The organism is Rhodobacteraceae bacterium IMCC1335 (assembly GCA_039640495.1).
In the GTDB taxonomy this organism is placed as follows: domain Bacteria; phylum Pseudomonadota; class Alphaproteobacteria; order Rhodobacterales; family Rhodobacteraceae; genus Thalassovivens.
This window is the reverse complement of the sequence record CP046864.1, coordinates 3710907-3735584: the sequence shown is the minus strand read 5'-3', so window position 1 is coordinate 3735584 and position 24678 is coordinate 3710907. Positions and strand designations below refer to the sequence as shown.

The 24678-nt window shown below is 50.3% G+C and carries 31 protein-coding genes; 16 read left to right on the top strand and 15 right to left on the bottom strand.

Features of this window, described 5'->3' with window-relative positions:
- Positions 1-211: 211 nt before the first annotated feature.
- The 3 genes from rpsT to mutM all read right to left on the bottom strand — a co-directional run bounded on the left by rpsT (position 212) and on the right by mutM (position 2294).
- Complete coding sequence (gene rpsT / locus GN241_18190) at positions 212-475, bottom strand: 30S ribosomal protein S20 (GenBank protein XAT59124.1); 264 nt, start codon at positions 473-475, stop codon at positions 212-214.
- 114 nt (positions 476-589) lie between these two features.
- The gene (locus GN241_18185) at positions 590-1366 is read right to left on the bottom strand and encodes an enoyl-CoA hydratase (protein XAT59123.1); all 777 of its coding nucleotides are present in this window, start codon (positions 1364-1366) and stop codon (positions 590-592) included.
- 76 nt (positions 1367-1442) lie between these two features.
- Positions 1443-2294, bottom strand: a complete 852-nt coding sequence (mutM, locus tag GN241_18180) for a bifunctional DNA-formamidopyrimidine glycosylase/DNA-(apurinic or apyrimidinic site) lyase (protein ID XAT59122.1) — start codon at positions 2292-2294, stop codon at positions 1443-1445.
- A 173-nt stretch (positions 2295-2467) separates the two neighbouring features.
- Here mutM and ubiE point away from each other — a divergent pair, with 173 nt between their 5' ends.
- Complete coding sequence (ubiE, locus tag GN241_18175) at positions 2468-3220, top strand: bifunctional demethylmenaquinone methyltransferase/2-methoxy-6-polyprenyl-1,4-benzoquinol methylase UbiE (protein XAT59121.1); 753 nt, start codon at positions 2468-2470, stop codon at positions 3218-3220.
- Positions 3221-4756 (top strand): 2-polyprenylphenol 6-hydroxylase, encoded by a 1536-nt coding sequence (gene ubiB / locus GN241_18170; GenBank protein XAT59120.1) that lies wholly within the window; start codon positions 3221-3223, stop codon positions 4754-4756.
- Here the strand turns inward: ubiB and GN241_18165 are convergent.
- From GN241_18165 to GN241_18155, 3 genes are all read right to left on the bottom strand, one after another.
- A complete protein-coding gene (locus GN241_18165) occupies positions 4746-5627 on the bottom strand; it encodes a phosphotransferase (protein XAT59119.1) in 882 nt (293 codons plus the stop codon). The two genes, ubiB and GN241_18165, sit on opposite strands and share 11 nt — an antisense overlap.
- A 67-nt stretch (positions 5628-5694) precedes the next feature.
- On the bottom strand, positions 5695-6345 hold the full coding sequence (locus GN241_18160) for a hypothetical protein (GenBank protein XAT59118.1): 651 nt from the start codon (positions 6343-6345) through the stop codon (positions 5695-5697).
- Between the two features lie 13 nt (positions 6346-6358).
- The gene (locus tag GN241_18155) at positions 6359-7204 is read right to left on the bottom strand and encodes a hypothetical protein (protein ID XAT59117.1); all 846 of its coding nucleotides are present in this window, start codon (positions 7202-7204) and stop codon (positions 6359-6361) included.
- Between the two features lie 113 nt (positions 7205-7317).
- Between GN241_18155 and GN241_18150 the strand changes: the two genes are divergently transcribed.
- From GN241_18150 to flbT, 5 genes are all read left to right on the top strand, one after another.
- Entirely contained in the window at positions 7318-7602 is a 285-nt protein-coding gene (locus tag GN241_18150) for a flagellar biosynthesis protein FlgJ (GenBank protein XAT59116.1), read from the top strand.
- Positions 7595-7951: a hypothetical protein gene (locus tag GN241_18145; GenBank protein ID XAT59115.1), complete on the top strand. Its 357-nt coding sequence runs from the start codon at positions 7595-7597 to the stop codon at positions 7949-7951. Before GN241_18150 ends, GN241_18145 begins: the two co-directional genes overlap by 8 nt.
- A 200-nt stretch (positions 7952-8151) precedes the next feature.
- Positions 8152-8988 (top strand): hypothetical protein, encoded by an 837-nt coding sequence (locus GN241_18140; GenBank protein ID XAT59114.1) that lies wholly within the window; start codon positions 8152-8154, stop codon positions 8986-8988.
- A 61-nt stretch (positions 8989-9049) separates the two neighbouring features.
- Complete coding sequence (gene flaF / locus GN241_18135; GenBank protein ID XAT59113.1) at positions 9050-9424, top strand: flagellar biosynthesis regulator FlaF; 375 nt, start codon at positions 9050-9052, stop codon at positions 9422-9424.
- The gene (gene flbT / locus GN241_18130) at positions 9421-9822 is read left to right on the top strand and encodes a flagellar biosynthesis repressor FlbT (protein ID XAT59112.1); all 402 of its coding nucleotides are present in this window, start codon (positions 9421-9423) and stop codon (positions 9820-9822) included. Before flaF ends, flbT begins: the two co-directional genes overlap by 4 nt.
- Before the next feature lie 34 nt (positions 9823-9856).
- On the opposite strand, the gene GN241_18125 is transcribed toward flbT, so the two are convergent.
- Complete coding sequence (locus tag GN241_18125; protein ID XAT59111.1) at positions 9857-11212, bottom strand: FliI/YscN family ATPase; 1356 nt, start codon at positions 11210-11212, stop codon at positions 9857-9859.
- A gap of 85 nt (positions 11213-11297) precedes the next feature.
- Between GN241_18125 and flgB the strand changes: the two genes are divergently transcribed.
- The 9 genes from flgB (at position 11298) to GN241_18080 (ending at position 15803) form a co-directional block, all read left to right on the top strand.
- Positions 11298-11672 (top strand): flagellar basal body rod protein FlgB, encoded by a 375-nt coding sequence (gene flgB, locus GN241_18120; protein ID XAT59110.1) that lies wholly within the window; start codon positions 11298-11300, stop codon positions 11670-11672.
- A gap of 17 nt (positions 11673-11689) precedes the next feature.
- Complete coding sequence (gene flgC / locus GN241_18115) at positions 11690-12067, top strand: flagellar basal body rod protein FlgC (GenBank protein XAT59109.1); 378 nt, start codon at positions 11690-11692, stop codon at positions 12065-12067.
- Between the two features lie 7 nt (positions 12068-12074).
- Positions 12075-12362 (top strand): flagellar hook-basal body complex protein FliE, encoded by a 288-nt coding sequence (gene fliE / locus GN241_18110; protein ID XAT59108.1) that lies wholly within the window; start codon positions 12075-12077, stop codon positions 12360-12362.
- The gene (locus GN241_18105) at positions 12362-12631 is read left to right on the top strand and encodes a flagellar biosynthetic protein FliQ (protein XAT59107.1); all 270 of its coding nucleotides are present in this window, start codon (positions 12362-12364) and stop codon (positions 12629-12631) included. The genes fliE and GN241_18105 overlap by 1 nt, the downstream gene beginning before the upstream one ends.
- A 3-nt stretch (positions 12632-12634) precedes the next feature.
- Entirely contained in the window at positions 12635-13348 is a 714-nt protein-coding gene (locus GN241_18100; protein ID XAT59106.1) for a flagellar hook-basal body complex protein, read from the top strand.
- 15 nt (positions 13349-13363) lie between these two features.
- Complete coding sequence (flgG, locus tag GN241_18095) at positions 13364-14149, top strand: flagellar basal-body rod protein FlgG (GenBank protein XAT59105.1); 786 nt, start codon at positions 13364-13366, stop codon at positions 14147-14149.
- Entirely contained in the window at positions 14149-14565 is a 417-nt protein-coding gene (gene flgA / locus GN241_18090) for a flagellar basal body P-ring formation protein FlgA (GenBank protein ID XAT59104.1), read from the top strand. The genes flgG and flgA overlap by 1 nt, the downstream gene beginning before the upstream one ends.
- Positions 14537-15295 (top strand): flagellar basal body L-ring protein FlgH, encoded by a 759-nt coding sequence (gene flgH / locus GN241_18085; GenBank protein XAT59103.1) that lies wholly within the window; start codon positions 14537-14539, stop codon positions 15293-15295. The genes flgA and flgH overlap by 29 nt, the downstream gene beginning before the upstream one ends.
- Positions 15296-15386: 91 nt before the next feature.
- Positions 15387-15803 (top strand): hypothetical protein, encoded by a 417-nt coding sequence (locus tag GN241_18080; protein ID XAT59102.1) that lies wholly within the window; start codon positions 15387-15389, stop codon positions 15801-15803.
- On the opposite strand, the gene GN241_18075 is transcribed toward GN241_18080, so the two are convergent.
- The 8 genes from GN241_18075 to GN241_18040 are packed head-to-tail and all read right to left on the bottom strand — an operon-like array spanning position 15800 to position 24567.
- On the bottom strand, positions 15800-16219 hold the full coding sequence (locus GN241_18075; GenBank protein ID XAT59101.1) for a hypothetical protein: 420 nt from the start codon (positions 16217-16219) through the stop codon (positions 15800-15802). The genes GN241_18080 and GN241_18075 overlap by 4 nt on opposite strands.
- Entirely contained in the window at positions 16209-17297 is a 1089-nt protein-coding gene (gene flhB / locus GN241_18070; protein ID XAT59100.1) for a flagellar type III secretion system protein FlhB, read from the bottom strand. Before flhB ends, GN241_18075 begins: the two co-directional genes overlap by 11 nt.
- A complete protein-coding gene (locus GN241_18065; GenBank protein XAT59099.1) occupies positions 17294-18112 on the bottom strand; it encodes a type III secretion protein in 819 nt (272 codons plus the stop codon). Before GN241_18065 ends, flhB begins: the two co-directional genes overlap by 4 nt.
- A complete protein-coding gene (flhA, locus tag GN241_18060) occupies positions 18057-20132 on the bottom strand; it encodes a flagellar type III secretion system protein FlhA (protein XAT59345.1) in 2076 nt (691 codons plus the stop codon). The genes GN241_18065 and flhA overlap by 56 nt, the downstream gene beginning before the upstream one ends.
- Positions 20133-20143: 11 nt before the next feature.
- Positions 20144-20866, bottom strand: a complete 723-nt coding sequence (locus GN241_18055; protein ID XAT59098.1) for a transglycosylase SLT domain-containing protein — start codon at positions 20864-20866, stop codon at positions 20144-20146.
- Positions 20867-20922: 56 nt separating this feature from the next.
- Entirely contained in the window at positions 20923-23094 is a 2172-nt protein-coding gene (locus GN241_18050; GenBank protein XAT59097.1) for a hypothetical protein, read from the bottom strand.
- Positions 23091-23960, bottom strand: a complete 870-nt coding sequence (gene motA, locus GN241_18045; GenBank protein ID XAT59096.1) for a flagellar motor stator protein MotA — start codon at positions 23958-23960, stop codon at positions 23091-23093. The genes GN241_18050 and motA overlap by 4 nt, the downstream gene beginning before the upstream one ends.
- 16 nt (positions 23961-23976) lie before the next feature.
- Positions 23977-24567 (bottom strand): hypothetical protein, encoded by a 591-nt coding sequence (locus tag GN241_18040; protein ID XAT59095.1) that lies wholly within the window; start codon positions 24565-24567, stop codon positions 23977-23979.
- Between the last annotated feature and the right edge of the window lie 111 nt (positions 24568-24678).

Here is a 24678-nt window from a genome sequence, read left to right as displayed (position 1 = left end):
AATTGCTTTGCTGCGGTTGTTCAGTCCCCCCCGGGGTCTCACGACTCGCCTATAGACCTTAGCAACAGACTTACAGGCGTCGCAACAGAACTTCGGACTTGACTCAGAGATTTGTAAAAAGAATCTCTTGAAGCGATTTATGCAAAAAAAATGCACCGCTATAAGCAGTGCATTTGACATGTTCGGCTATTAAAAATTAAGCGCAGGAGGCTTAAGCAATTGCTTTCAAGCGTGCTGTCAGGCGCGACATTTTTCTAGCGATTGTATTCTTGTGGTAGATGCCCTTCGTCACGCCGCGCATCATTTCTGGCTGGGCAGCACGAAGCGCTTCTGAAGCTGCATCTTTATCGCCGCTTTCTATCGCTTCTTCCACACGGCGCACGAATGTGCGGATGCGTGAGCGGCGGGCTTTGTTGACAGCAGCGCGGCGCTCATTCTGGCGGGCGCGTTTCTTTGACTGAGGCGTATTGGCCATAAATAAATTTCCCATGGTTTGGGTTTCTAAGTATCAGGCGGCGTCTTTAGGCTGCCTTCTGCGACGAGTCAACAGGGCAATGGCATCTCGAGCGATAAAAATCCTCTAAATTCCTTATTTGTCGCGAAATTGCGGTTCGCGCTTTTCTAGAAATGCCGCCATACCTTCTTTTTGATCTTCGGTAGCAAATAAGGCATGGAAAACCCGCCGTTCGAACAGTAGCCCTTCGTTCAGCGTTGTTTCGTATGATCGGTTGATCATTTCTTTCACAGCCACTGTTGTTATTTGAGATTTTTCCGCGATTTTCGCAGCGGCGACCATCGCTTCAGAAAGCAGTTTCTTTGCGGGAACAACGCGGCTGACCAGCCCGCATCTTTCGGCTTCTTCGGCTTTCATAAACCGCCCCGTCAGGCACATATCCATGGCTTTTGATTTCCCGATCGAGCGAGTCATTCGTTGTGTGCCGCCAATCCCTGGTGATACGCCTAGGTTGATTTCGGGCTGACCAAATTTCGCGGTGTCCGAACAGATGATGAAGTCACACATCATTGCCAATTCACAGCCGCCGCCCAAAGCATAGCCGGATACGGCAGCGATGATTGGTTTACGCGTCGCCGTGATTTTATGCGCCTCTGATGCGAAGAGATCTTCGGTGAACACATCGACAAAGCTTTTCTGGCTCATCATTTTTATATCTGCGCCAGCGGCGAATGCTTTTTCAGACCCAGTCAAAATGATGCAGCGAACTTTATCGCTGCTTTGTGCCTCGGCAAGCGCCTCAGCCAATTCTTGCATCAATTGATCGTTCAGCGCATTCAGCGCATCCGGACGGTTTAACTTTATCAGGGCAACGTGATCTTCAACGGTTACAATGATCGTTTCATAGGCCATGCGCCAGGCTTTCGGTTGTTTCCTCAGATGGTCTGCATAGCATGGGTAAGAAAACCATGTCCAGAATGCGTTCTTTTTAGGTTTGACAGGAGGGGCAGTAAAAACTTGAGCGCCCTGATTGTTGAATTCTTCGAATTAAGCTTTTGCAACCCGATGCGTTGCATGGTGCGCCTTCGCGCCCATAAACATCAAATTGGTGTTGAAAATAGCCCAATTCACCATCAGCCTGACGAAAATCGCGCAAAGATGATCCACCGGCTGCAATTGCTTCATTCAAGACATCGCGAATAATTGGAACCAACGATTTTATCCGCTTTGGAGCCAATCGAAACCCCGCACGATGCGGGGCAATACCCGCACGAAAGAGCGCTTCGCATACGTAAATATTGCCCAAACCCGCGACCAGACTTTGATCCAGCATTAAGGATTTGATCGGTGCACGCCGTGTTTTTATGTGATTGAAGAAATAGGGTTCATCAAAAGCATTTCCCAAAGGTTCGGGGCCTATATCGCGCAACAATCGATGGCTTTCGCAAGCCGTGGTTTGCATCAGATCCATAGCTCCAAAGCGACGCGGATCGTTGAAAGTGACGCGGGTGCCTTTTTCCATGTGAAAGATCACATGATCATGTTTGCCAATGGCCGCGGGGCTTTGCACAAAGCGCCCCAGCGGGTCGCCTGAAACCAATATGCGCCCTGACATGCCCAGATGCATCAGAAGGGTTTCTCCGCCAGATAAATCCACCAGAATATATTTTGAGCGCCGGCGCAATCGTTGAACTTTCTGCCCGGTGAGCCTTTTTGCCATTTGTGTTGGAAAGGGCCAGCGCAGATCAGGCCGGTTTACCTGGGCCAATTTTATCACATCGCCCTTCATTGCGGGCTCCAATCCGCGCATGACGGTTTCAACTTCAGGCAGTTCGGGCATGCTATTGCTTTTCTGTTGCGCCCCTTTTGGGGCAGTTACGAATCTGCACGCGGCGCTGATCGCCCTGCGCATAAGCTCTATTGTAAAAACGCGATGGCCAAAGACGCAAGTGCCGCATTGTATTCAAGCTGTTCCGCTATATAACACGACTTATTAAGGTAAAGGCAGTTGCGATGAATGATCAGGGCGAAACCACAACCCATTTCGGATTTGAAACCGTATCTGAGGCGGATAAAGCCGATCTTGTGCAGGGTGTTTTTGGCAGCGTTGCCTCGAAATATGATATTATGAATGATGTGATGTCGGGGGGCGTACATCGTATTTGGAAAGATGCGATGATGGATTGGTTGGCGCCCCGCGCAGGTCAACGCCTACTGGATGTGGCAGGCGGTACGGGCGATATTTCTTTCCGCTTTTTAAAAAGAGCCGGCCGCGCCCATGCCACGGTGTTAGATTTAACCGAAGCGATGTTGATTGCAGGGCGTAAACGCGCAGAAGCCGCGCAAATGCACGACCAGCTGGATTGGGTGGTCGGGGATGCAATGCATCTGCCATTTGAAGATAACAGCTTCGATGTGTATACGATCAGCTTTGGAATTCGCAACGTCACCCGCCCGCAAGAGGCTTTAAACGAGGCGTTTCGAGTGCTGAAACCGGGCGGGCGTTTGGTGGTGCTTGAGTTTTCACATATTCCCAATACCACGCTGCAATGGGCGTATGATCGCTATTCATTCAATGTCATTCCAGTGATGGGTCAGATTATCGCGAATGACCGCGATAGCTATCAATATCTTGTCGAGTCGATTCGGCAATTTCCCGATCAAGAGACGTTTCTGTCGATGCTGCGCAAAGCGGGGTTCGAAAACGCCAAATACCGTAATCTGACCATGGGGATTGCGTGTTTGCATTCGGGTTGGAAAATCTAGATGCGGGGTCCGCATAATATATGGCGTTTGGTGCGCACGGGCGCCACGCTTGAGCGGACGGGCGCCATGCGCGCAGTTTTAGATGCGATGGAGGCTCCGCGCGCGCTGCGCATCACCGCGCGTATTTTGGGTTGGCCCTTCGCCTGGTTGGGGTTGAAGGGGGATGCAACCATGCCGCCTGCCCCGCGCGCCTTGTCTGCTTTGGGGCCGGCCTATATTAAATTTGGTCAGATATTATCAACCCGGCCAGATTTAGTGGGCCATGATTTGGCGCAGCAATTGCGCATTTTGCAGGATAAGCTGCCGCCATTTTCGGTCGCAAAGGCCAAAGCCAGCTTTGCAGAGGAAATCGGCATAGATCCCGATCAGGTGTTTTCGGAATTCAGCGATGCTGTGGCCGCGGCTTCTATCGCGCAGGTTCATAAAGCCCGTTTGCTGAAAACGGGTGCTTATGTTGCGGTGAAAGTTCTGCGACCCAAAATCGAAAAAGCCTTCCGCAAAGATATTGATGCGTTTTATTTGGCGGCCCGCATGGTGCAGCTTTTGTCACCCGCATCGCGCCGCTTGCGCCCTGTGGATGTGATTTCACATTTTGAAGGCGTTGTGATGGGCGAATTGGATCTGCGCCTTGAAAGTTCGGCGGCTTCGGAATTTGCCGCCAATACGCAGGGTGTTGATGCAGGGTTTCAATTGCCCGCAGTGAATTGGCCCCTATCGGGGCGCCGGGTGATGACGCTGGATTGGGCCGAAGGGGCACCGCTGGGCGATAATGAGGCCCTGCTGGCCGCGGGGCATGATTTGGCCCAGTTGGGGGATCGGGTTCTAAAATTATTTCTCAGCCATGCGCTGCGCGATGGGTATTTTCACGGGGATATGCATCAGGGTAATTTAAAAGTGGCCGCAAATGGCGATATTATCGCGTATGATTTCGGAATTATGGGGCATATTGATGAATATACGCGCCGCGTCTATGCCGAAATCTTATACGGGTTCATCCGCCGCGATTACAAACGTGTGGCAGAGGTGCATTTTGAAGCAGGCTATGTGCCCGCAGATCGGGATGTCGATGAATTTGCGCGGGCATTGCGCGCCGTCGGCGAGCCTATTTTTGGCATGGATGCAACGCAAATATCGATGGGCCGCTTGCTGAGCTATTTATTTGAAGTAACACAAAAATTTGGCATGGAAACCCGAACCGAGCTGATCTTATTGCAGCGAACCATGGTGGTGGTTGAGGGGGTTGCCCGCTCTTTGAACCCGCAAATCAATATTTGGCAAGTCGCGCGGCCAGTGGTTGAGGATTACATTCGCAAACGTATCGGGCCGCTGGCGTTATTGCGCGATTTGTCCAAAGCAGCGGGCGTTTTGGCGCGCTTTGGCCCCCGCCTGCCGGGTTTGGTTGAGGCGGCGTTGATCCAGCAATCTGCACCCGCGCAGCAGGCCGCGCCACACTCAACCTTATTGCGGGTGGCGTTGTTTTCCGGAGCGATGGCTTTGGGCGGCGCCTTGGTTTATTGTTTGCCGCTTATGCTTTAACCTTTAATGCTGTGAGTTCTTGATCAAACGCATCTGAATAATCTGAATTGCCTTGCAGTTTTTGCCAGAGGCAATAGGCGGCAATGCGCCAGCTGTAATGCGGGTATAATCGTTCAAAACGCGCAAAGTCGAAACGGGGATATTGCGCTTGATACGCGTTTAAAACCTGCTTTTGCTGTTTTGCGTTTAGTATTTTGCCACGATAAAGGCGTTGCATTGCGGGCGATAAGAAATGGCTTAGATCTTCCATTGGATCACCCAAAGCAGGGCTTTGCCAATCAATCAGCAGGGCCGTTTGGCTTGATATCACGATATTGTTTGCCACCGGATCTGCATGAATTAAACATACTTCTTTTGGTTTTTTTACAGGGATGGTCGGCCGTAGGCGTTCCAACAGCGCGCGCTCTGGCCCCTCGCATCGTTGCAAAATTTGCATAGTATGGGCGTTTAATTCACTGGATCCACAGGGCGCGTGTCTTATGGCTTTTGAATCGGCCGGAACCGCGGGCCGGCTATGGATGCGCGCCAGCAATTGGCCGACTGGCGCGGTTTGATCGCTGAAACTGACCCCGTGGTGATGGTGATAAACCAAGCAGCGCCCTTGGGGCGTCTCTACCAACCCTAGTGGCTTTGGACAAAGCTTTTCTGCGTGAAGATTTTCTAGGCAATAATATTCGCCCGCAGGATCATTTGCAAAAAGCGGGTTCTGCCACGCGGTTTGTGGATATAGTTTTACGCAGAGATCTTGCGCGCCAGCTTGTGAAACGCGCCAAACGCGGTTTGAGCGCCCCCCCGAAAGCGCGACCCATTGCGCAGGTATTTGCAACAGCCCTTGCGCATGCAAAGATTTCTCTAAACTGGCGATGGGCACGGGCGCTTATCCTTTCAGACTGCCCGATCGATTAAGGGATGTCTTTGGCAGGTGCAAGTTTTCTGCGTTAGCGAAGGCCAGTAAGGTTTTTCCACGGAAGGGTTTGGCCATTTCCAAGCGTGACCAATATGTCCTCAGCGGATTGCGATAGTTCTTCAATGGTTTGCAAACTGGCAAGTTCAAAAACCCCCAATGATTGATCTTTCGCAAAGCCTTCAAGGGCGAAATTATAAGGTCCAACCGGCGCTACAGCGCCCTCTGAGGTGGTGCCCGCCCATGAGAATTCTTGATCTTGCGCGCCAAGCCTATGGCGAAAGATTTCCGTCCCTGTTGCATCTCGTACGATAAAATCTGTTTTCTCACTGCCCGTTGGCGGGGTGATCAAAGCGGTGACTTCGCCGCCAGAATAGGTGAATGATCCGGGCAGTTTGACCGTTTTTCCCATCCAGTTAGATAGGCTGGCCAAAGTGTTCTGGTGTAAATTATTTTGCAGCACATCCATTTTTTGGTTCAATAAAACCTGTTGTTCCACCGTCGAAAAGGCGGCCAATTGCATGGCATAATCTGCAGAATCAACCGGATTTAATGGATCTTGATGTTTTAGTTGCGTCGTCAGCATATTCAAAAACGCATTAAAATCGCTGCTGAGCGGCGAGGGCTGCGACGGGTTGCCGGGGTTTGTTGGGCTCAGATCGATGGCGGATATGGGTTCAAGCAAAAGAGGGTTCCTTTCAGAGGCTAAGTGTGAGGCGCTGGGCCGCGTCGTTTGACCTGAATGGCAGCGCAACTGTTGTGGCCACGGCTTGCGGCTTTGTGCTGAGATCTTCGGCCAAAGCGGCCTGAATGCTATGACTCGATTGACTGACCAGTGTTTTTGCCTCTGGGGTATGTGTGAGCGTGATCTCAACCGTGTGGTAGCCCTGATTTAAAAAGAAGCGTTTCAAATCAGCCCTCCTGCGCTGAAAGCGCTCAATAGTGGCGTTTAAATTCGTACCCATCTCAATCCTTATTGACCTATCGGCCACAGGCTCGAGCTTCAGTTTGATATGTTCAGAAGCGTCAAATTGCAGGTGAATTTGCGTGATGCAGCAATGATCCGCGCGCCGCTCTGTCCAAATATTTAGCGTCATAGGGCGTTTCGCCGGCATGCATTTTGCAGTTTCAGCCGCTGTTTTTTGGGAATTGAGGACGGGTGCAGCTGATTGAACTATCGGATCGCCCGGCGATTCTGTTGATTCCGCGCTTTGCAATATTTCCATCACTTTTTGCGGAATTTGCGGGAGCGGCCGGCGCATCGGCGGAAGGTTCTGATGGGAGAGAGGCAGCAGGAACGATTTGCAGGAAGGTCTGTGGGGCTCTGCAGGCATTACAGCAATCGCCAAGGCTTGTTCTTCTGAGCTATCTTTTTTCTGCAGACGGGCAGCAGATCTGTTCCAGGCGTAGTGAAACCGGCCCGCCTTGTCTTGCCTCTCGGCGATGTGCGGGGCTTTAACCGAAACAGCCTTTGCGATGGCCGCCGGCTTGGCTGCGGGGTATTTTGCATTTTGAAAATCGCCGCTGTGAGGGCTGGAAAACATTATGATGTCCAAAGTTTGAAAATCTGATCAGCCCGGTGTTACCAGAATTTGGTTACCGCTTCTTTACCGCCCGCCTTTAGACTGCCGATATTATTCTTAAAAAGGAACATATCATGGAGCCAGCTCCCACCGCCCTTCACGGGTTAAACCGGGATCCAAGCCATACCGATATCCGTTTACGAAAAGCGGCGAAGGATTTGGAAACCAGCTTTTTGGCCGAGATGCTAAAGTCAGCAAAGATTTTGAAGATGCCAGATGGGTTTAGCGGCGGTGCCGGTGAAGCACATTTTCAATCTTATCTGGTGCAGGGCTTGGCCGAAGCGCTAAGCACACAAAGCAGGTTTGGCTTGGCCGAGGCAGTATATTCTGCGCTAAAAAACCGCGCCTTGAATGACTGAGTCTGCCGCGTTTACCAGCGAAACTATTCTGGCAATGCTTGATAAAGAATGTGAAGCGCTGCGCAATGGGGCGTTTCATCAGTTGGCCGAGGTTGAAACCTTCAAAACCAAATTGTTTGATTGGTGCCAATCGCAGGAGGGCGCTGCCGGCTTGGACTGGCTTGCGCTGCAAGCGGCGTTTGCGCGCTCTGAGCGATTGCTGCGCGCAAGCGAGGCAGGGCTGCGGCGCTTTCACCTTAATTTGGACGCTTTAAAGCACAATCATGCCTTTTTAAGCATATATACACAGCGGGGTGGGCGTCAGGATTTACCCACCTTTTTAGGTGGGAAGACCGATTTAGAGGCCTGATGGAAATCAATAAAATGCAATATATTCTCTTCGCGGTTTTAGGAGTTTGTTAGGGGTTTATTTGCATCTTAAAAGTGCATCGCAACCGATGGCGCGGCTGTATTAGGCCGTATGTGTCAGAATGGCAGAACCTGTGCGCGCGTGCTGCGGCACTTCAAATTTTTGATGCAAAATGCATCCCTGATGCAAGGATTTAAAACATGTCTGATATTTCAATACCTACTGGCGCCATGATGGCGCTCTACAATCTGAAACAAATTGGCGCTGATCTTGTTACCACGCAAAATGAAATTTCAACAGGCCGCATTGTCAATGGACCAAAAGACAATAGTGCGGTTTGGCAGCAAACCGAAAAGATGAAATTTGAGCATGCGGGATATGACGTGATCAACCGGCAAATTGGCGCCGTTGAAGCTTCCCTGTCAGTTGGCCGCGGGGTGGCTCAAAATATTGTTGATGTGTTGGAAGACTTGAAAGCCACAATCAGTCAAACGTCATCAGACGAAGGGAAATTGATTGCCGCGCGCGATGAGGCTAAGAAACAAATTGATACTTTTACCAAAATGGTCTCTGTAAATGGACAAAATTGGGTTTCTGCAGCTGGCAATCAGACCGTGACAGTTGGTTTTGAAACCAAAATCGTAGATGATCAAGAAGTGCGTTCTCAATTAACAATCACAATCGCCAAGCAAAATCTAAAAACGTCAGGCCCAGGCGCCCTGGCTGATTTGACGAACCTTGCATTTACAGATGCAGCTGCGGTTAAGACATCTACAGGGGCGCTAGAAACTATGATTGAGGAGGTAAGAAATGCCGCCTCTCATTTTGGTGAAAATGAGGCGAGGTTGGCAAGATATAAAGAGCTGAATGCAACAATTTCTACCTCTCTTCAAAAGGGAATAAGTTCTTTGATTGATGCTAATTTAGAAGCGGCATCATCACGCTTACAGGCACTTCAAGTGCAGCAGCAGCTTAGCATTCAAGCGCTGAGTATCGCCAATAGAGAACCGCAAAACCTGCTGGCCTTATTTCGTTAGTCGTGGGTTGATTGAGGGGTCTTAAACCCCTTTTTCTTTTTCAGATTTTAGGAGGGTTAGAGTGCCTGCTTTCACCGAGGCCAAGCGCGCCTATACAAATTTAGACTTGCCCGTACAAACTTCGCGGCAATCTGAATATCAGATCTTCGCAAAAATAACGGGGCAATTACAGGCTGCTGCAGCAATGGAGGATTTTGATGTTCAAAAACGAGCATTGGTAATTTATGAAAATCAAAAGCTGTGGTTGGCCTTGCAAGAGGATCTTAGACATCCGGATAATGCTTTTCCCGATCAGCTAAAGGCAGGGCTGATCTCTTTGGCAATTTTTATCCAGACCCATAGCAGTAAAGTTTTACTAGGCAGAGAAGATATTCAACCTCTTATCGATGTAAATATTTGTATGATGCGTGGTTTGCAGAGGCAGGCTACCGGATGAGCGGGCTGATCTTAAAACTGGCGCCAAAAGAACGCATATTGTTAAATGGGGCGGTGCTTGAAAATGGCGACCGCCGCGCCAAACTGCGGATCATCACGCCGCGGGCGCATATATTGCGCCTGCGTGAGGCTTTACACCCCGATCACGCGGATACGCCGCTGCGGCGGCTCTGTTATACGGTGCAATTGGTGCTCACGGGGGATATCTCTGATAGAGAAACGCGGCCCGTTATTTTACATCAACTGGACGAATTGATCCTGATTTTTAAAGATCATAAAGCGCGGCGCAACTTAGAACAGGCGGTCCTAGCTATACATCATGGCCAGTTTTACAAAAGCTATAAGCTGCTCCGATCGCTTATGGCGGATGAGAAAGCTTTGCTTAAGTGCCATGCTTGACGTCCCCCATCAATTTATCCTTTTCGGCAGGCGTTTATAGCAAAGTGTTGCTTTGGGTTTGCCGTAAAATTTCAAACAATTGCTCGAAGCTGTCTTGGATCATGCCCGCCTCATGCGCACCGATAAAACGATCCAGCGCTGGCCAAACCTTGATCGCATCCTCAATCAGTGGATCTGTACCAGCCTCGTAAAGCCCTGCCTTGATGAGCGGTTCTTGCGCTTCATAGGCGCCAAGAATTGCCCGCATCACACGCAAGGCATGGTTTTCTTCGGGGCTGGCAGCAACGGGCAGGGCGCGCGAAACCGAGCGCAAAAGGTCAATCGCGGGAAACCGCCCGCGTTCGGCGATGGCCCGGCTGAGCACGACATGACCATCCAACACGCCGCGCAAAATATCTGCCACCGGATCTTCCATATCTGACCCCGGGACCAAAACGCTGAACAGCGCTGTGATATCGCCCATGCCGGCGCAGCCAGGGCCGGCGCGCTCGCAAAGCGCCATCAGGCTATGCGCCAAAGAGGCAGGATAGCCGCGCAAAGCGGGCAATTCGCCAGCGCTTAGCGCCACCTCGCGATAGGCCTCGGCAAAGCGCGTGATGCTATCGGCAAAATAAGCAACCTGCAGGCCTTGATCGCGGAAATATTCTGCAATGCTCATCGCGCTTTGGGCGGTTTTTTGGCGCAGCAAGGGTGACATATCCGAAGTGGCGGCCACCACGACCGAGCGCGCCAGCGCCGTTGGGCCCAATGTGGTTTTCACAAACTCGCCAACTTCGCGGCCGCGCTCTCCAATCAAGGCAACGATGATGATATCGGCTTGAAGATGTTGCGCCAGATGCGCGATCAGTTTTGATTTTCCCACCCCTGATCCAGCGAAAAGCCCCAAGCGTTGGCCGCGTACGATCGGTAGGGCTGTGTTAAAGATACAGGCGCCAGTTTCCAATCTTTCGCCAAAACCGCGGCGCTCTGCGGCTGGTGGTGCGGGCCTGTCTATAGCGGTATGATAAAGGCCAGGTAAGATCGCCTTTCCATCCAAAGGTTGCCCCAAAGGATCAATAACGCGGCCCAACCAGGCGTAATCCGGGGCCAAGCGAGCGGGTGGCAAAAGTAGTATTTTTTCGCCAAGCTTTAGGCCCGCCTCTGGGCTGTCATATAGCGCCGTAATATGCGTGTTTGACAATCGGATGACTTCCCCGAATTGATTGCGCGTCCGGGCGGTTAAGAATTTTATCCGATCTCCGATCGCTGCATGCGCGGCTAAACCTGAAATATCAACGGTTTTGGCGGTGACGTGACAGATCCGCCCCACAGGATAATCGGGCTGTATTTTTGAAACCAGTTCATACAAGCGCCGCAAGTTTGAGGCCGGGCGTGGATGAGTTGTGGGCATCGGAGACTTTCTTTTGCAACTGCACACACTTTTTAAAGGAATCACCCTTAAAGTTCTGTTGATAAGAGCCGAGGGAGAAGCCCGGATGTTCCAGAATTTGGAGCTGTTCAAAATTGCTGGCCATATGTTGGATCACGCGTCTCAGCGCCACGCTTTGGCAGCGCTTAATGTCGCGCATGCGGATACAGCCGGATATAAGGCGCAGGATCTTTCACCATTTTCTTTGGCCAAGCGCAGCGCGACCTTAGAGTTAGCGCGGGTACATTCCAAACATATTGCCGCTGTGTCTGCCAGGCAAGAATTGGCGCCGCCCGAGATTGATTATCTCGAGCCGAACGGCAATTCTGTATCCCTTGAACGCGAAATGATGCGGGCATCCGATATCCGGCGGCAACATGATCATGCGATTGCGATTTATCGCAGCACGATGCGCATCTTGCGCAGCAGTCTGGGGCGCTAGCGGATGGGTTTGGGATAATGAACCTGTTTCAGAAAAGTTTGTTCGTTTCGGCCAGTGGGTTGCACGCGCAAGCGCAGCGTCTGCAAAATATTGCGCAAAATATCGCGCATGTCGAAACTGCAGGATATCGCCGCGCGGTCACGACGTTTGAAACCGCGCGTTCTGATCAGAGGGTTGAGGCAAATCACTTCACCGATCTTAGCCCCTTGCCGGTTATCTTTAACCCTGCACATCCATTGGCCGATGCGAGAGGATATTATCAGGGCTCGAATGTTGATCTGATTTTAGAACTTGCCGATGCGCGCGAGGCACAGCGCAGTTATGAGGCCAATTTGAAACTTTTTGATCAGGCGCGACAGATGTCTTCTGCGGCACTTGATCTTCTAAAAAGGTAGCGATTTTATGGAACTGTCTTCTCTTTTTGCAGCTCAGAAATATCAAACCGCGCGGCCGGCGACGCAGGCCGAGCAATCGGAAAAAGCATCATCGGCGCTGGCACAGGTTACGGCTGATTTTTCGGCCACTTTGGCCGCGGGTGAGCGCGCTGCCGCGCAGGCCGCGCAGTCGGAAATTGAACCCTATCAATTGGTGCAGGCTTTGGCACAATCTGAACTGGCGGTGGAAACAGCCGTCGCGATGCGCAATAAGGTGGTGCAAGCCTATCAAGAGATTTTGCGGATGCCACTCTGATGCTCAGCCCAGAAATGTTTTTTGATATTTTGCGAGCCGGTCTTTGGGTGGCGGTCGTGATCTCGCTTCCTATTTTAAGCGTGGCGCTTGCGGTGGGTCTGTTGGTAGGCTTGTTTCAGGCGTTAACCTCGGTTCAAGAAATGACGCTGACTTTTGTGCCAAAACTCGCCGCTATCGGTTTGGTTTTTTGGATCACAATGGGTTTTATGACAGAGCGTTTAACAAGCTATTTTCAGATGCAAATCCTACCGATATTGGCAGGTGGCTGAGCGATGGATATTCCCACCTATGCCACTTTGACCCGCCAGATGGGTCTGTTTCGGGAGCTGGATGTGCTGGCCAATAATATTGCCAATGCTCCCACATTTGGCTTTCGTGAAGAAAGCCTGGTTTTTTCAGAATATCTGCCCAAGCAAGCCGATGATCAATCGGTTTCATTCGCGCATGCCAATTTAAGCCGCACCAATTTCACAGCAGGGCCGTTGGTCTCTACTGGCAATAGTGTCGATTTGGCGTTGCAGGGGGATGGTTTTTTTCTTGTTGAGTCGGGCTCTGGCCCAAAATTGACCCGCGCGGGTAATTTTTCCGTATCCGCTGATCATCGATTGGTCACGGCACAGGGATGGCCGGTCTTAGATATCGGCCAGGCGCCGCTGTTTGTACCGCCGCCGCTGGGCGCACTGAGCTTTTCAAAAACTGGTGATCTGCATTCGGGGGATCATTTTCTTGGTCAGATTGGTGTTTTTACGGTAGAGGATATCACCCGGTTAACGCGCCATGATGGGGTGTCTTTCACGCCCAATCAAGCGCTTCTTTTGCAGGAAAAACCTGACGTGATGCAGGGTTTTTTAGAACAATCCAACAGTGATATTACCTCTCAGATTGCGCGGTTAATCACGGTTCAGCGGGCTTATGAAATGGGGCAAACATTCTTAGAGAGTGAAGAGTCACGGATCAAGAAATCATTAAATATGCTTTTGAAATAATGAGGAGACGGAAAAATGCGGGCCCTTCAAATCGCAGCAACTGGCATGAGCGCCCAGCAAATGCGTGTTGAGGTTATTTCAAATAACCTCTCAAATATGAGTACAACGGGCTATAATACCCGCCGGGCTGAATTTTCTGATTTGCATTATCAGCAAAAATCCAGGCCCGGTGCGATTACAGCCCGAGATGGTACGGTTTTGCCAACGGGTGTGCAGCTTGGGCTTGGTGTGCGGCCTGCTGCAATTTCTGTGAATGTTGAGCAAGGTGCCCTGGCGGCCTCAAGCGGGGATCTTGATCTGGCGATTGAAGGATTGGGCTATCTTGAAGTGCGGCTTCCGTCAGGACAATCGGCGTTTACGCGCGATGGTGCGCTTAAAAGAAATTTTGATGGATTGGTGGTGACGTCGGATGGGCATGCGCTTGTGCCTGAAATTGTAATCCCCGAGGATGCGCGGGCGATCAGCATCAGTTCTGATGGAACGATCAATATCACTTTCGCTGAAACGTCAGAGCCCTTATTGCTGGGACAAATCACGCTTGCAGGGTTTTCAAATAACAAAGGGTTAGAAGCGCTTGGAGGCAATTTATTTTTGCCCTCGCCCGCCTCTGGGCCTCCATTAACGGCCGTGCCTGGCCAAGGGGGTCTTGGGCTGCTGCGCCAAGGATATTTGGAAGAAAGTTCCGTGGATGCGGTGCGTGAAATTACCGAATTGATAGAGGCTCAACGCGGTTATGAGTTGAACGCAAAAGTCATATCAGCGGCCGATAAGATGCTTGGTGCAACCACGCAAATCCGATAATGCGATGGTTCGTTGTGATATTACTTGTTTGGGCGGTTCAGGCGCAGTCTGACATTGTGGTGCCGGTGCAAACGCTTGCGCCCGGAACCCGCGTTGAGGCAGAGCATCTTGATCTCAAAGATGGCAATCTGCCCGGCACGTTTAACACCATAGGGGATGCAGTTGGTTTGGAAACGCAAGTGGCCCTTTACGCCAAGCAACCAATTTTTGTGAAAGATCTTGCCGCGCCCACGCTAGTGGCGCGCAATCAACAGGTTGTTTTGCTTTTTGAACGGCCCGGCCTGACGATTTCAGCGATTGGGCGGGCCTTGGCGCGGGGTCGGCCCGGGCAATGGATCAAAGTGATGAACAATCAATCAAAACAGGTCTTGATCGGACAGGTGCGGGATGACGGAAAAATTTCAGTTTTGCCATAAAGTGAGGTTTACCCCCTTTCCACTGACTGGTTTGATTTTTTTGCAAGCCTGCGGCACCTCTTTTAGTGGCTCTCAGGATGTGCGTTTTTCGCCACTTCAAAATTCACCAGAACATCTTGCCTTGCGGGCCTCGCAACCGCTGCAATTTGCTCCAATGACAGAGCGGAGACCTCAAGGCTCTTTATGGAGCCGCGAGAGGCAATCTTTATGGGGGGATCGCCGCGCGTTGCGCAGTGGCGACATCTTGACCGTTGTGGTGGAAATAGATGATCGGGCGGAAATATCCAATTCTTCCAGCCGAGATCGGAAAGCCGCGGAAAGTTTAGGAATTCCCCAGTTTTTTGGTTTGCCCCAGGCGCAAGCATCAAAATTTCCAACGGGCGCAGGCTTAGAAAATGCAATTGAGATCGCTTCAAAAAGCGCAAACTCAGGCCGGGGATCGGTGCAAAGGCGCGAAAAACTGACATTGCGCATCGCGGTGACGGTGGTCGAGGTGCTTGAAAACGGAGTTTTGTCAATTGCGGGCAATCAAGAAGTGCGAGTGAATAATGAAATACGGGCGCTTGGAGTATCTGGTTTTGTCCGCCCTGAGGATATTTCCCGTCAAAATCAGATCACATATGATAAAATCGCGCTGGCACGCGTGTCTTATGGTGGGAAAGGTCAGGTCAGCCAAATCCAAAAACCCAGATTTGGCTACGATTTTATAAATAAATTAAGCCCGTTTTAGCTCATCAATGCGTTTGTTTTTCAAAATTTCCAGTATTGCTTGTGCAGGAGCGGTTGGTGGCCTTTTGGCGTCATTTTTTGCGCCGGTTGAAATGTCTAAATCGTTTTTTGCAGCCATAACCCGCGTTACACCGGTTAAAAATGCGCCCGGTTTTCAGCCCGGCACGCTTCGGATTGGGCAAGCAGCAGCCAATCAATTTAAATTTGGTTCGCCATTTTTTGTGCCCCTCATTCAAGAAGATACAGTACGCGCGATCATCGCGATTTCTCTTGGATTAGAGCTGCAAAGCGGATCAGAAAACGATGTCAGAGCCACTGAAGTGAAACTGCGGGATCGTTTTTTGCAGGTGCTTTTTGATCATGCCAGTTTAGGAGGGTTTCAAGGCGATTTCACATCGACCAGAAATCTATTGATCTTGAAAACCAGATTGCTCGACTCGGCGCAACAGAGCGTGGGGACGCATATTATTGATGTGTTTATTACCGATATTGCGCGCCAAAAGGTCTAGAGGAAAGGCGTCGTTTTCAGATAGTATAGCTGCCGCTGAACAGCCATTTGTGCCGCGTCGCGCCGTGCCTTTTCTTCCTTATGATCGCGCAAAACCTTCTGCTCTATAAAATCTTTTTGAGCCAGTGCTTTGCGGAGAGCTCGCTGAGTATGGCGCAAATCATCCGCGCAGCTTGCCAAGTTTTGGTGATATGCTTTTTTGTTTAAATTGTTGTGTTTTATCCAGTGATAAACCCCATCTGCGAATTGAGACAACGCCTCTTTGCTCAGGTTTTGTAGGTATTGTTCTGTCTGCTTATTACGCCGGATTTGGCGTAAAAGATCCGCTTCTCGAGCTTTGGCTATTTGATGGGCGCGCAGGGCTTTTTGATGGGTCAGGTTGCTGATCTGCTGCAGGGCTTTGAGGTTATGTTTCATCAATTTGCTCACGGGCAAGGATTGCATCTGCAAATTGAATGGCTTGGGCGATTGCCTCATAATCAGCCGGATCAATTTCTTGTCCAATATCCAATCCTGCATAAAGGCGCCGCGCGGTTTGTGGATCGTGATAAATCGGAACTCTATTTTGCGCGGCTATTTCGCGCATTTTTTGCGCTTTATGATCAATGCCTTTTGCCGCACATGTCGGGGCGGTTCCTGCTTGGCGCGCCCATTTGAGCGCCACCGCATAATGTTGCGGGTTCACCACAATAACGCTTGACCCGGCAACCGCGCTGTTTAAACCACCCATTGCAATTTCATAGGCTTTTTGCTGACGGGCTTGTTTAAATACGGGATCGCCTTCGCTGTCTTTATGTTCTTCCTTTAGATCCTTTTGTGACATGCGGTGTTTTTGAAAGTGCTTTCGCCTTTGCCAGAAAAAATCAAGGATGGAAATTGGCAGAGACACGATCAGCAGCAAGGTTAAAAATTCTAATATAAGCTGGCCCATAATTGCCATGCTGAGACGCGTATCAAGCAGCGGCAAGTGAATTATCCGGGGCAGGTTGGTGATAAATGAGCCCCCAAGAACCAGACTAAAAACCGCCAGCTTTACAGCACTTTTTGTAAATTCAAAAAGCCCATCAGCCCCATATTTTTGTTTGAAATTACCCAGCAAAGAGATGCGTTTTAGTTGTGGCGAGATTTTCTTCACCACAAAAAAAGGCGGCCCCTGTAGCAGTATATAAAGACAGATCAATAGGAAGGGCAGGAGCAAGGCGGGGCTTATCTGGGCCAAGATTAAGCTTAGTGGGCCTTGCAGGCTCTGCCGAGAAAGGGGCGTGTTAGGGTGGCGTAAGATCACCTCAATGTGAGAAAAAAGCACGGTTAAATATATGCCAGTTTTTTCCATTAGGGGGGCGCCGAACAGCCAAAGCACCAGTAAAAGACTTGCCAGAGAAAGCGTGGATAAAAGATCTTTTGAATGCGGTATTTCACCTTTTTCGCGCATTTTTTTTAGCTTTTGAGGGCTGGCTTCGTGGGGTTTATCCTCATTGTCTTGATCGCTGTTCATAGGGAATGCGTGCCAATTTCAAGCAGCAATGAAAATACCGCGTCGCTCCAAGTTTTTAAAATGAGCGGTAAGGCTGTTAGAATTAAAAACAGCCCCAAAAGTGTTAGTGCGGGTGCCCCGATGAAGGCGACCATTAGTTGCGGCATCGCGCGGTTTATCGCCCCAAGCCCAATATTATAGAGTAGGCCGCCAAGCCAGAAAGGGGCGGCCAGCCCAAAAGCCATATAAAATGCGTCGCTAAGTTCGGTCACTCCGCTGGTGAGCAAAGCCCCGCTTGCGATAGGCTGCCCGAGCGGGATTACTCCATAAGAATGGGCCAGCGCTTGAATCAAAGAAACGTGAAAGCCCAGAATCATCAATAAGGCGAGCGCCCCAATCAGAAATAAATTTCCAATCGCAGGCATTGGATCTTCCAACGTTTGCCCGAAAATTTGCGCCAATGACGTAGATTGTGCGGCAATTGACGCTGCGGTTTGCAGCGCAAATACCAGCGCGCGCAGCAGCAACCCGATAAACAAACCGATCAGAGTTTCGCTAAAAAAAAGGTTTAGCCAGTCGCTGAGGGTAATGGGATTGTGGGCGGCAGTGTCAATCAAAGGAAATAAAACCAGGGTGACCGCCATCGCTAGGCCGAGGCGCAGGCGCATCGGAATAAGCGTTTGGCCAAATCCGGGCACCAGCGCAAAAACTGCGGCCACACGAAAAAACACGACAGCGCTGGCCACCATCATCGATTGGATCGCAAGCAGTTCAGGAAGATCACTCATAGGCGATTGAGCCAATAAATTTGGGCTTTGCGCGATGGCCAAGCTCATCAAAGCTTATGACGGGGCTGTTAAGCCCGCGCGCCTGGATTATATTTTTTATAAAATGGCGGCGTTGGCTCGAGGTTAAGATTGTGGCTTGATAGCCTTGATTGGCTGCATCTGAAAGGCCTTTGGCCAATTGGCTTGAGAGGCGTTGAAACAGATCGGCCGGCAGGGCCACATCTGCCGTGCCGCTTGTTGTGTTTGTTTGATAGGTTTGAAATTTGGCTTCCCAAGCAGGATCAAGTTGCAGCATGGGCAATTGCGGATCTGCTTGGGCAAGTTTGGCGGTGATTTGAAAGCCCAAGCATTTGCGCACATGGGCGATTGCCATCAGCGTATCGCAGGCATCTGCCTGTGCGAGGCTTTCGATAATCAGTGGTAAATTTCGAATTGAAACCCCTTCATTCAAAAGACCGCGCAATGTCTCTAGTAAGCGTGTCATACTGACTTTACTGGGAATCAGATTGTCGATCAGGGTTCTATTGGCTTGGGCTTTTTCAGGGTCATTCAGTGATTTTAACGTTTCCAGAAGATCATATAGCGCCGGTAAGGTCAGCAACCTCGAAAAGTTCTGCTTCAATATTTCCAAAAGATGGGTGGCTAAAACTTCTGATCCTGACACGATCGTGATGCCCTGGATAGCTAAAGCTTCTTGATCTTCTGGGTCGACCCATTTCGCTGGAGCACCGTAAACCGGCTCGGCAAGCTCTTCCCCGCTGATAGAATCGGCTTGATCATCTGCCGGCAAAAGCGCCATCATCCGATCGGGTTTAAGCACCCCCTTTGCCTGTTCCACACCCTGCACCCGAATGCTGTAAGCGCCATCGCTCAGGGCGGGTTCATCGGTCAATCGGACTTTTGGTAAAATCACACCATATTCTCCGGCAATATAGCGCCGCATATTGGCTATTCTCTTGTCTAAACCATGCGATTGATCCAGAATCATCGGGATCAAATCGCTTGCAAAGGCAAGATGTAAATCCTCCAGTTGCAGCAAATCGCCCATAGGGTTCTGTGTTGAGTTTTGTGGGCTAGATTCGGTTGGCTGCGGCAAAAGATTTTTGCGATTTTTATGGCTGAAAACCGCGGCTAACCCCAGACCGAAGGCTCCAAATAAAAACGGCAGGATCGGCAGACCTGGCAGGAAAGCGAACAGGACCATCAAGGCAGATACCGCTGCCAGCGCGTCTGGGTGGTTTGATAATTGGCCGAAAATTTCTTTTTCAGCGGCTGTTTTGCTTGTTCCGCGGGCCAATAAAAGCGCCGTTGCCAAGGACATAATCACCGCCGGGATCTGGCTGACCAGCCCGTCACCCACGGTTAAAATACTATATGTTGCGAATGCATCCGCGACCGGCATGTGATGCTTAAACAGACCAATCATTAGGCCCATAACTAGGTTGAGTAATGTGATCAGCAATCCCGCGATCGCATCGCCTTTCACAAATTTTGAGGCGCCGTCGAGCGATCCGTAAAAATTCGTTTCCTGATGCTCGGTTTCGCGTTTTAGGCGGGCTTCGTCATGGCTTAGTGCTCCTGATGCGAGATCGCTATCAATGGCCATTTGGCGCCCGGGCATGGCGTCAAGCGCGAACCGCGCCCCAACCTCGGCCATTCGACCGGCGCCTTTTGTGATCACTGTGAAGTTAACAATCATCAAAATGCCAAACACCACCAACCCTAAAAACAGGCTGCCACCCATCACAAAATTGGCAAAACTTTCAATGACCAATCCGGCCGCTGCTGTGCCCGTATGCCCCTGTCCAATGATCAATTTCGTAGAAGAAATATTTAACGCCAAGCGCAGCATTAGGGCGGCCAGCAACAGGGTGGGAAGCGCGGAAAACTCTAATGGTCGATCGATAAAGAGCGTCAGCGTAAAAATCAAAATAGCCAGCCCGAAAGACAGCGCCAACCCGAAATCTAAAATCCAGGCGGGCAAGGGAATAATCATCATCAGGATCACCCCCATCAGCCCCATTGCCAGGTAAAGCTTGGCGTTGATACGTTTTAAGTTCAGCTGTATTGATGATCCTATCACCGCGAGGGAGACCGGTCGAAAAGCGCGCTTTGTGATCCCTCTGCCAAAGGCATTAAAGATCCATGCGCCGTGTTTTTAAGGCCCGCTTTGAGCAAAGGAAACTGGTTTTGGTGACCGTCGGAACCGCTTGGTTTGATGGCTAAAAATGGGCGTCTGACGCTTTGGGAGGCCGGCTCAAACCCGCTTAAAATTCGCTGGAAGCGCTGTCGATAAGGGCGGGCGTATTTTTCAGTGCGCGAATGAAACCGGCCGGCTGCCGATATCCAATTGTCGGTTTCTTGATACAGCTGGCCCAGAAACTTAGCGGCGTAAGCGGCATTTTTCATTGGGTCCAACATATTTGCAAGCGATCCAAATTGCTTGCCATGCCAGTGGTAATTCAGTTGAAAACACCCGATATCGGTTGATTTTGCATTCTTATGAATGGCTGCTTTGGCCGTTTTTAACGCCTGTTGCTTTGTTTTAAGCCAGTGCCCCGTGCCCGCTGCATTTACTGTCCATGGCCAAGGCACCAGCGTTTTATTTTGGAAATGGCCGGTTTCAGTGCGCGTTAGTGCCCAAAGAATGGCCAGCGGAACAGCAGTGTCTTGGCTTGCAAGCACGGCCGCGTGATCGCATTGTTCCACCGGATTTCGCGGCAAGGCGTGCGCGGAAAACATGGGTATCAGAAAGAAACTGATGGCCAGCCAAATCGTGTGCACATGTTTCACTATATCCATCAAAACCTCGGTTTCTAAAACGGCTATACTCTAGTCTGGCAGTGGTTTCTTTTTCGTTATGGTCGTTGTTTTTCGCCCTGCGTTTTTGGAACCGCGAGCGTTTGCATTATAATAGCCCTTAGGTTTTTGCTGCTCTTTAGGGATTCCCTGTTTTTGGCAAGGCCTGTCGCTTCACGGTGAATGTCGCGGTGGTCTGGCTGCTGCACCAATTTCGCCAGGCTCGGATAGCCCAGCGCGTTCAGCGTACCTGCGTTAAGCCCCGATAAAGCCGCTTTAAACGCGCTGTCTTTATCGTTTAATCGCATAAAGATGGCTCTTGCGGCTTCAGGTTGCTTTAGTGCCGTAAGGGCTTGCGCCTTTATGGCCATGGCCTTGGGTGTTTCCACCTGAGAGAGCATGTCCAAAACGCGAGTCTCCTCGCCTTTCAGCAGGCCAATGCGCGCCTGTAACAGGCGTTCCTCCGCCGTATTTTGGGTCGAACGACCGAAATAGGATAATCGGGTGGCGTGATCGTAAAACCCTAGATCTAGCAGGCGGTTAGCCGCCGCTAAAAAAGCGGATTTTGGTGCATTTTCAGGGAAGGTAAAGGCGAGTTTCAAAAAAACCACGTCGGGTGATTTTTCAATCATTATTTGATAATAAATATGGCAAAATTCCGGGCCGTGATAGGCCGGCCGGCAGCGCAGCAAAGCCGTTTTGAATTTTCCGCTCAGAATACGGGCTTTTATGAGAGTCAATTCGAGTGATTTGCCAATCGAGTCGCTTCGATGTTTGCGCCACAAACCCTGGCTGATATCTAACAACCCTGCGGGGGGCTTTTTGTCAAATTCGATCAAAAGATCAACCAAACTGATCAGAGCTTCTGGCGCAAGCGTTTGGTTTTGAACCAGCGATTTTTCCAATCGCTCTAAAGCGTGCGCCTTTGCGCCGGAATAAAGATCAAGCTTTGCTTTTAAAGCGGTCTGTTTTGGGCTGTCAGGACTGTATAAGGTGTCTAAAATGCGCCCGATTAACGCGGCTTGTTTGGGCTTCTTATCGGCTAGAAAGCGATCAGACAGCCGCGCAGCCACAGCTTTTTTCATGGCTTTGGGAAGGCCTGAAAATGTGAAGGCAATCGCGGAATGATCCCAATTTGGCGTGGTTTGAGCAGCGGTAGCGATTGGTTCAGCCAGATAGGCCCATAGCGCGATATCCCCTGAACATGTTTGAAATTTTTGGAAAAACTTTGTTTGTTGGTGGTGTGTTGCGTCTAAAATTTGTGAGATTTCAAAGTAAAGATCAATGGTCTCGCTGTTTTGGGCCAAGGCTTGAATTATCAGACGGGCTTCGGGGGCCAGCGCCTCAGCAAGATAAAAGCGGATCAGCTCTTGTATTTTTACCTCGTTTAAGCGGTCAAATTCGCCCGTAAGCGCGCTGCGCAGCGCTGCTAGCTCTAGGTGAAACACCTTGCCATTTGACCAGTTTTGAAAATCGATCGCCTCTGGTTTTGGACATTCAAATCTGGGCGTTTTTCCCGTGTTTAAAGGATTAAAAACCGGGTGCAACATCTGCGTTGGGGCGATGGCTTTAGGGCTTGTTATGAGCGATTGCGGGGGGCCGGGTTGCGCATCATCCACGGCTGTTAGCTCAAATGCTGTGGAGGTTTGATCGGGTTGGGCAGTTTCTAAGAATGCTTTATACATCCTTTCTAAATCGTCGCGTTGGGATTCATTTTTCTGCATAATCGGCCTGTTCAGCCAGTCAGGTCCGATGGGTTTTTTAGATTTCAACACGAATAAAGGGAGTTGGCGCTTTTCGGCGGGGTCTTCCAAGCGAATGGAGTTGACCAATCCGCCTTTTGAATGCAGATCAAGCTGTTGAGTGGGCGCGCGCGGTTTCCGCGAAATATCAAAAACCAAAAGTCCCGCAGGCGTTTTAAAATGCTTGGTTCGGCAGGGGCATCCATATCGAATAAACAGTGTTTGATTGTTGTTTCTCAATTCAATACCTGCCACGCGATCGCTGTGCAGACGCTCGAATGTTTTGCGCGTATCCAGCGCAGAGATGGGGGTTTCAAAGCGCAATGAAAAACCGTTTGGCTGCGTTTTATAGCGCCAAGGATTATGCGTGGGCGGATAGAGTACGATGCGCGAAAAACCAGCATGTTCGCCGGCGCGAATTTTCAGATCAGCGCTATGGGCGGGCAAGATAAGAAGATTAACCAAACAAAACCAAAGGCAAAGCTTCATGCCAATGACACTTTTAATTCTTTCAAGGCGTTTTCCAGAACCGCAAAACTGGGTCGGTAAATCTGTGGTGTATTTTGTCGCCCCACCTCAATGCAGATTGTGGTGGAATGGTTGTGAAGATTGGTGATTAAGACCTGCCGGATGAGCTGATAGAAATGCGCCTCTTGCTGCATCAGCGCTTTTAATTTCGTGGCAAATGGGCCAACCAATCCATAGGATAGGAAAACCCCGAGAAATGTGCCCACTAAGGCACTGCCGATCATGCGGCCCAAGATTTCTGGCGGTTGGTCAATTGATCCCATCGTTTTGATCACGCCCAAAACAGCGGCAACGATTCCCAGCGCGGGCAAGCCCTCGGCAACCTGTTGCAATGCGCGGCTTGATTGTAGCGCTTGTTGAAGATGCGTTTGCATTCGATTATCGAGCAGCTCTTCTACCTGATGCGGGTTATCATAATTCATTGTTGCAGATCGAAGCGTATCGCAAATGAGGTTTGTGGCCTCGGCATCCGCTAGAATTTTAGGATAGCGCGTAAAAATTTTAGAATCATAAGGCGCATCAATATGATCATCGATTTCGATTGGATTTTGGCGCGACATTCGAATGATTTCAAACAACAAGCAGAGTAAATCTTGATAATCCTGATCGGTCCATTTCGCGCCGCGAAAAATCTTTGTGGAATCCTTAAAGGTTTGAATAATAATTGCCCGATCATTGCTGATTAAGAAGGCGCCAAATGCCGCACCGCAAATAATCATCATTTCAACGGGCAAAGAGATCAGGATAATATCCAACGTGCCCCCGGCGATCAGAAAGCCGCCGAAAACCATCAAAAAGATGAAAAAAACTCCAAAAATTCCGTGCATCGTAATGCTCCTAAAACTAGCGGCTGGGCACGCTGGCGTTGCGCCCAGCCAGCAGAACGCTCAGCGCATAGGCTTTTTCGGGGCTTAAATCGGCCATAATATCGGCGGCTATGCGGGGTTTCATCAGGCCCAAAAATCCCGAAGCAAAAGTGGCGTCCATTTCTTCAAATAACAGCGCCGCTTGTTTTGGCTTCATCGCAGAATAGACAGCGATAAGCTGTGAGACGTCTTTTTCTGCAGCCAATTCAGCGCGCGCGATCATGTCTGACAGCGCGGTTTCGGCTGCTTCCAACTCTTTAAGTTGATCTTTTATCCGCGCTATGCTGATCTTTTGTACCAATTCCTGTGTGCGCAACGCGTCTTCTTGTTGCGCGAGCCTTTGGCGCTTTTCCTCAAGCGCCAAGATAAGAGCCTCTGGTTCGCCATTTTGCGCGCAAAAATTTAAGGCGCGTTCCTGCACCTCCTCTGGCTGCTCTTTTGGTGATGGTTGAGCGAAGGCCCAAGCGTCATCCGCGTGTAGAGAAAACCGCATGAGCGCCGATAAAAACAACAATCCGGCGATCAGGAAGAGCGGACGGTTTTGTAGGGCAGGACTGTGCACGCTCATAGGGCCGTCCGATGTTCTGGACGGTGTTTGAATTCAATATCCGGCGCTGCGGATTGCGCCGCCTCTTGATCATTTGCCAAAGCGGGCAAATCATGCAACGCGGCCAACATC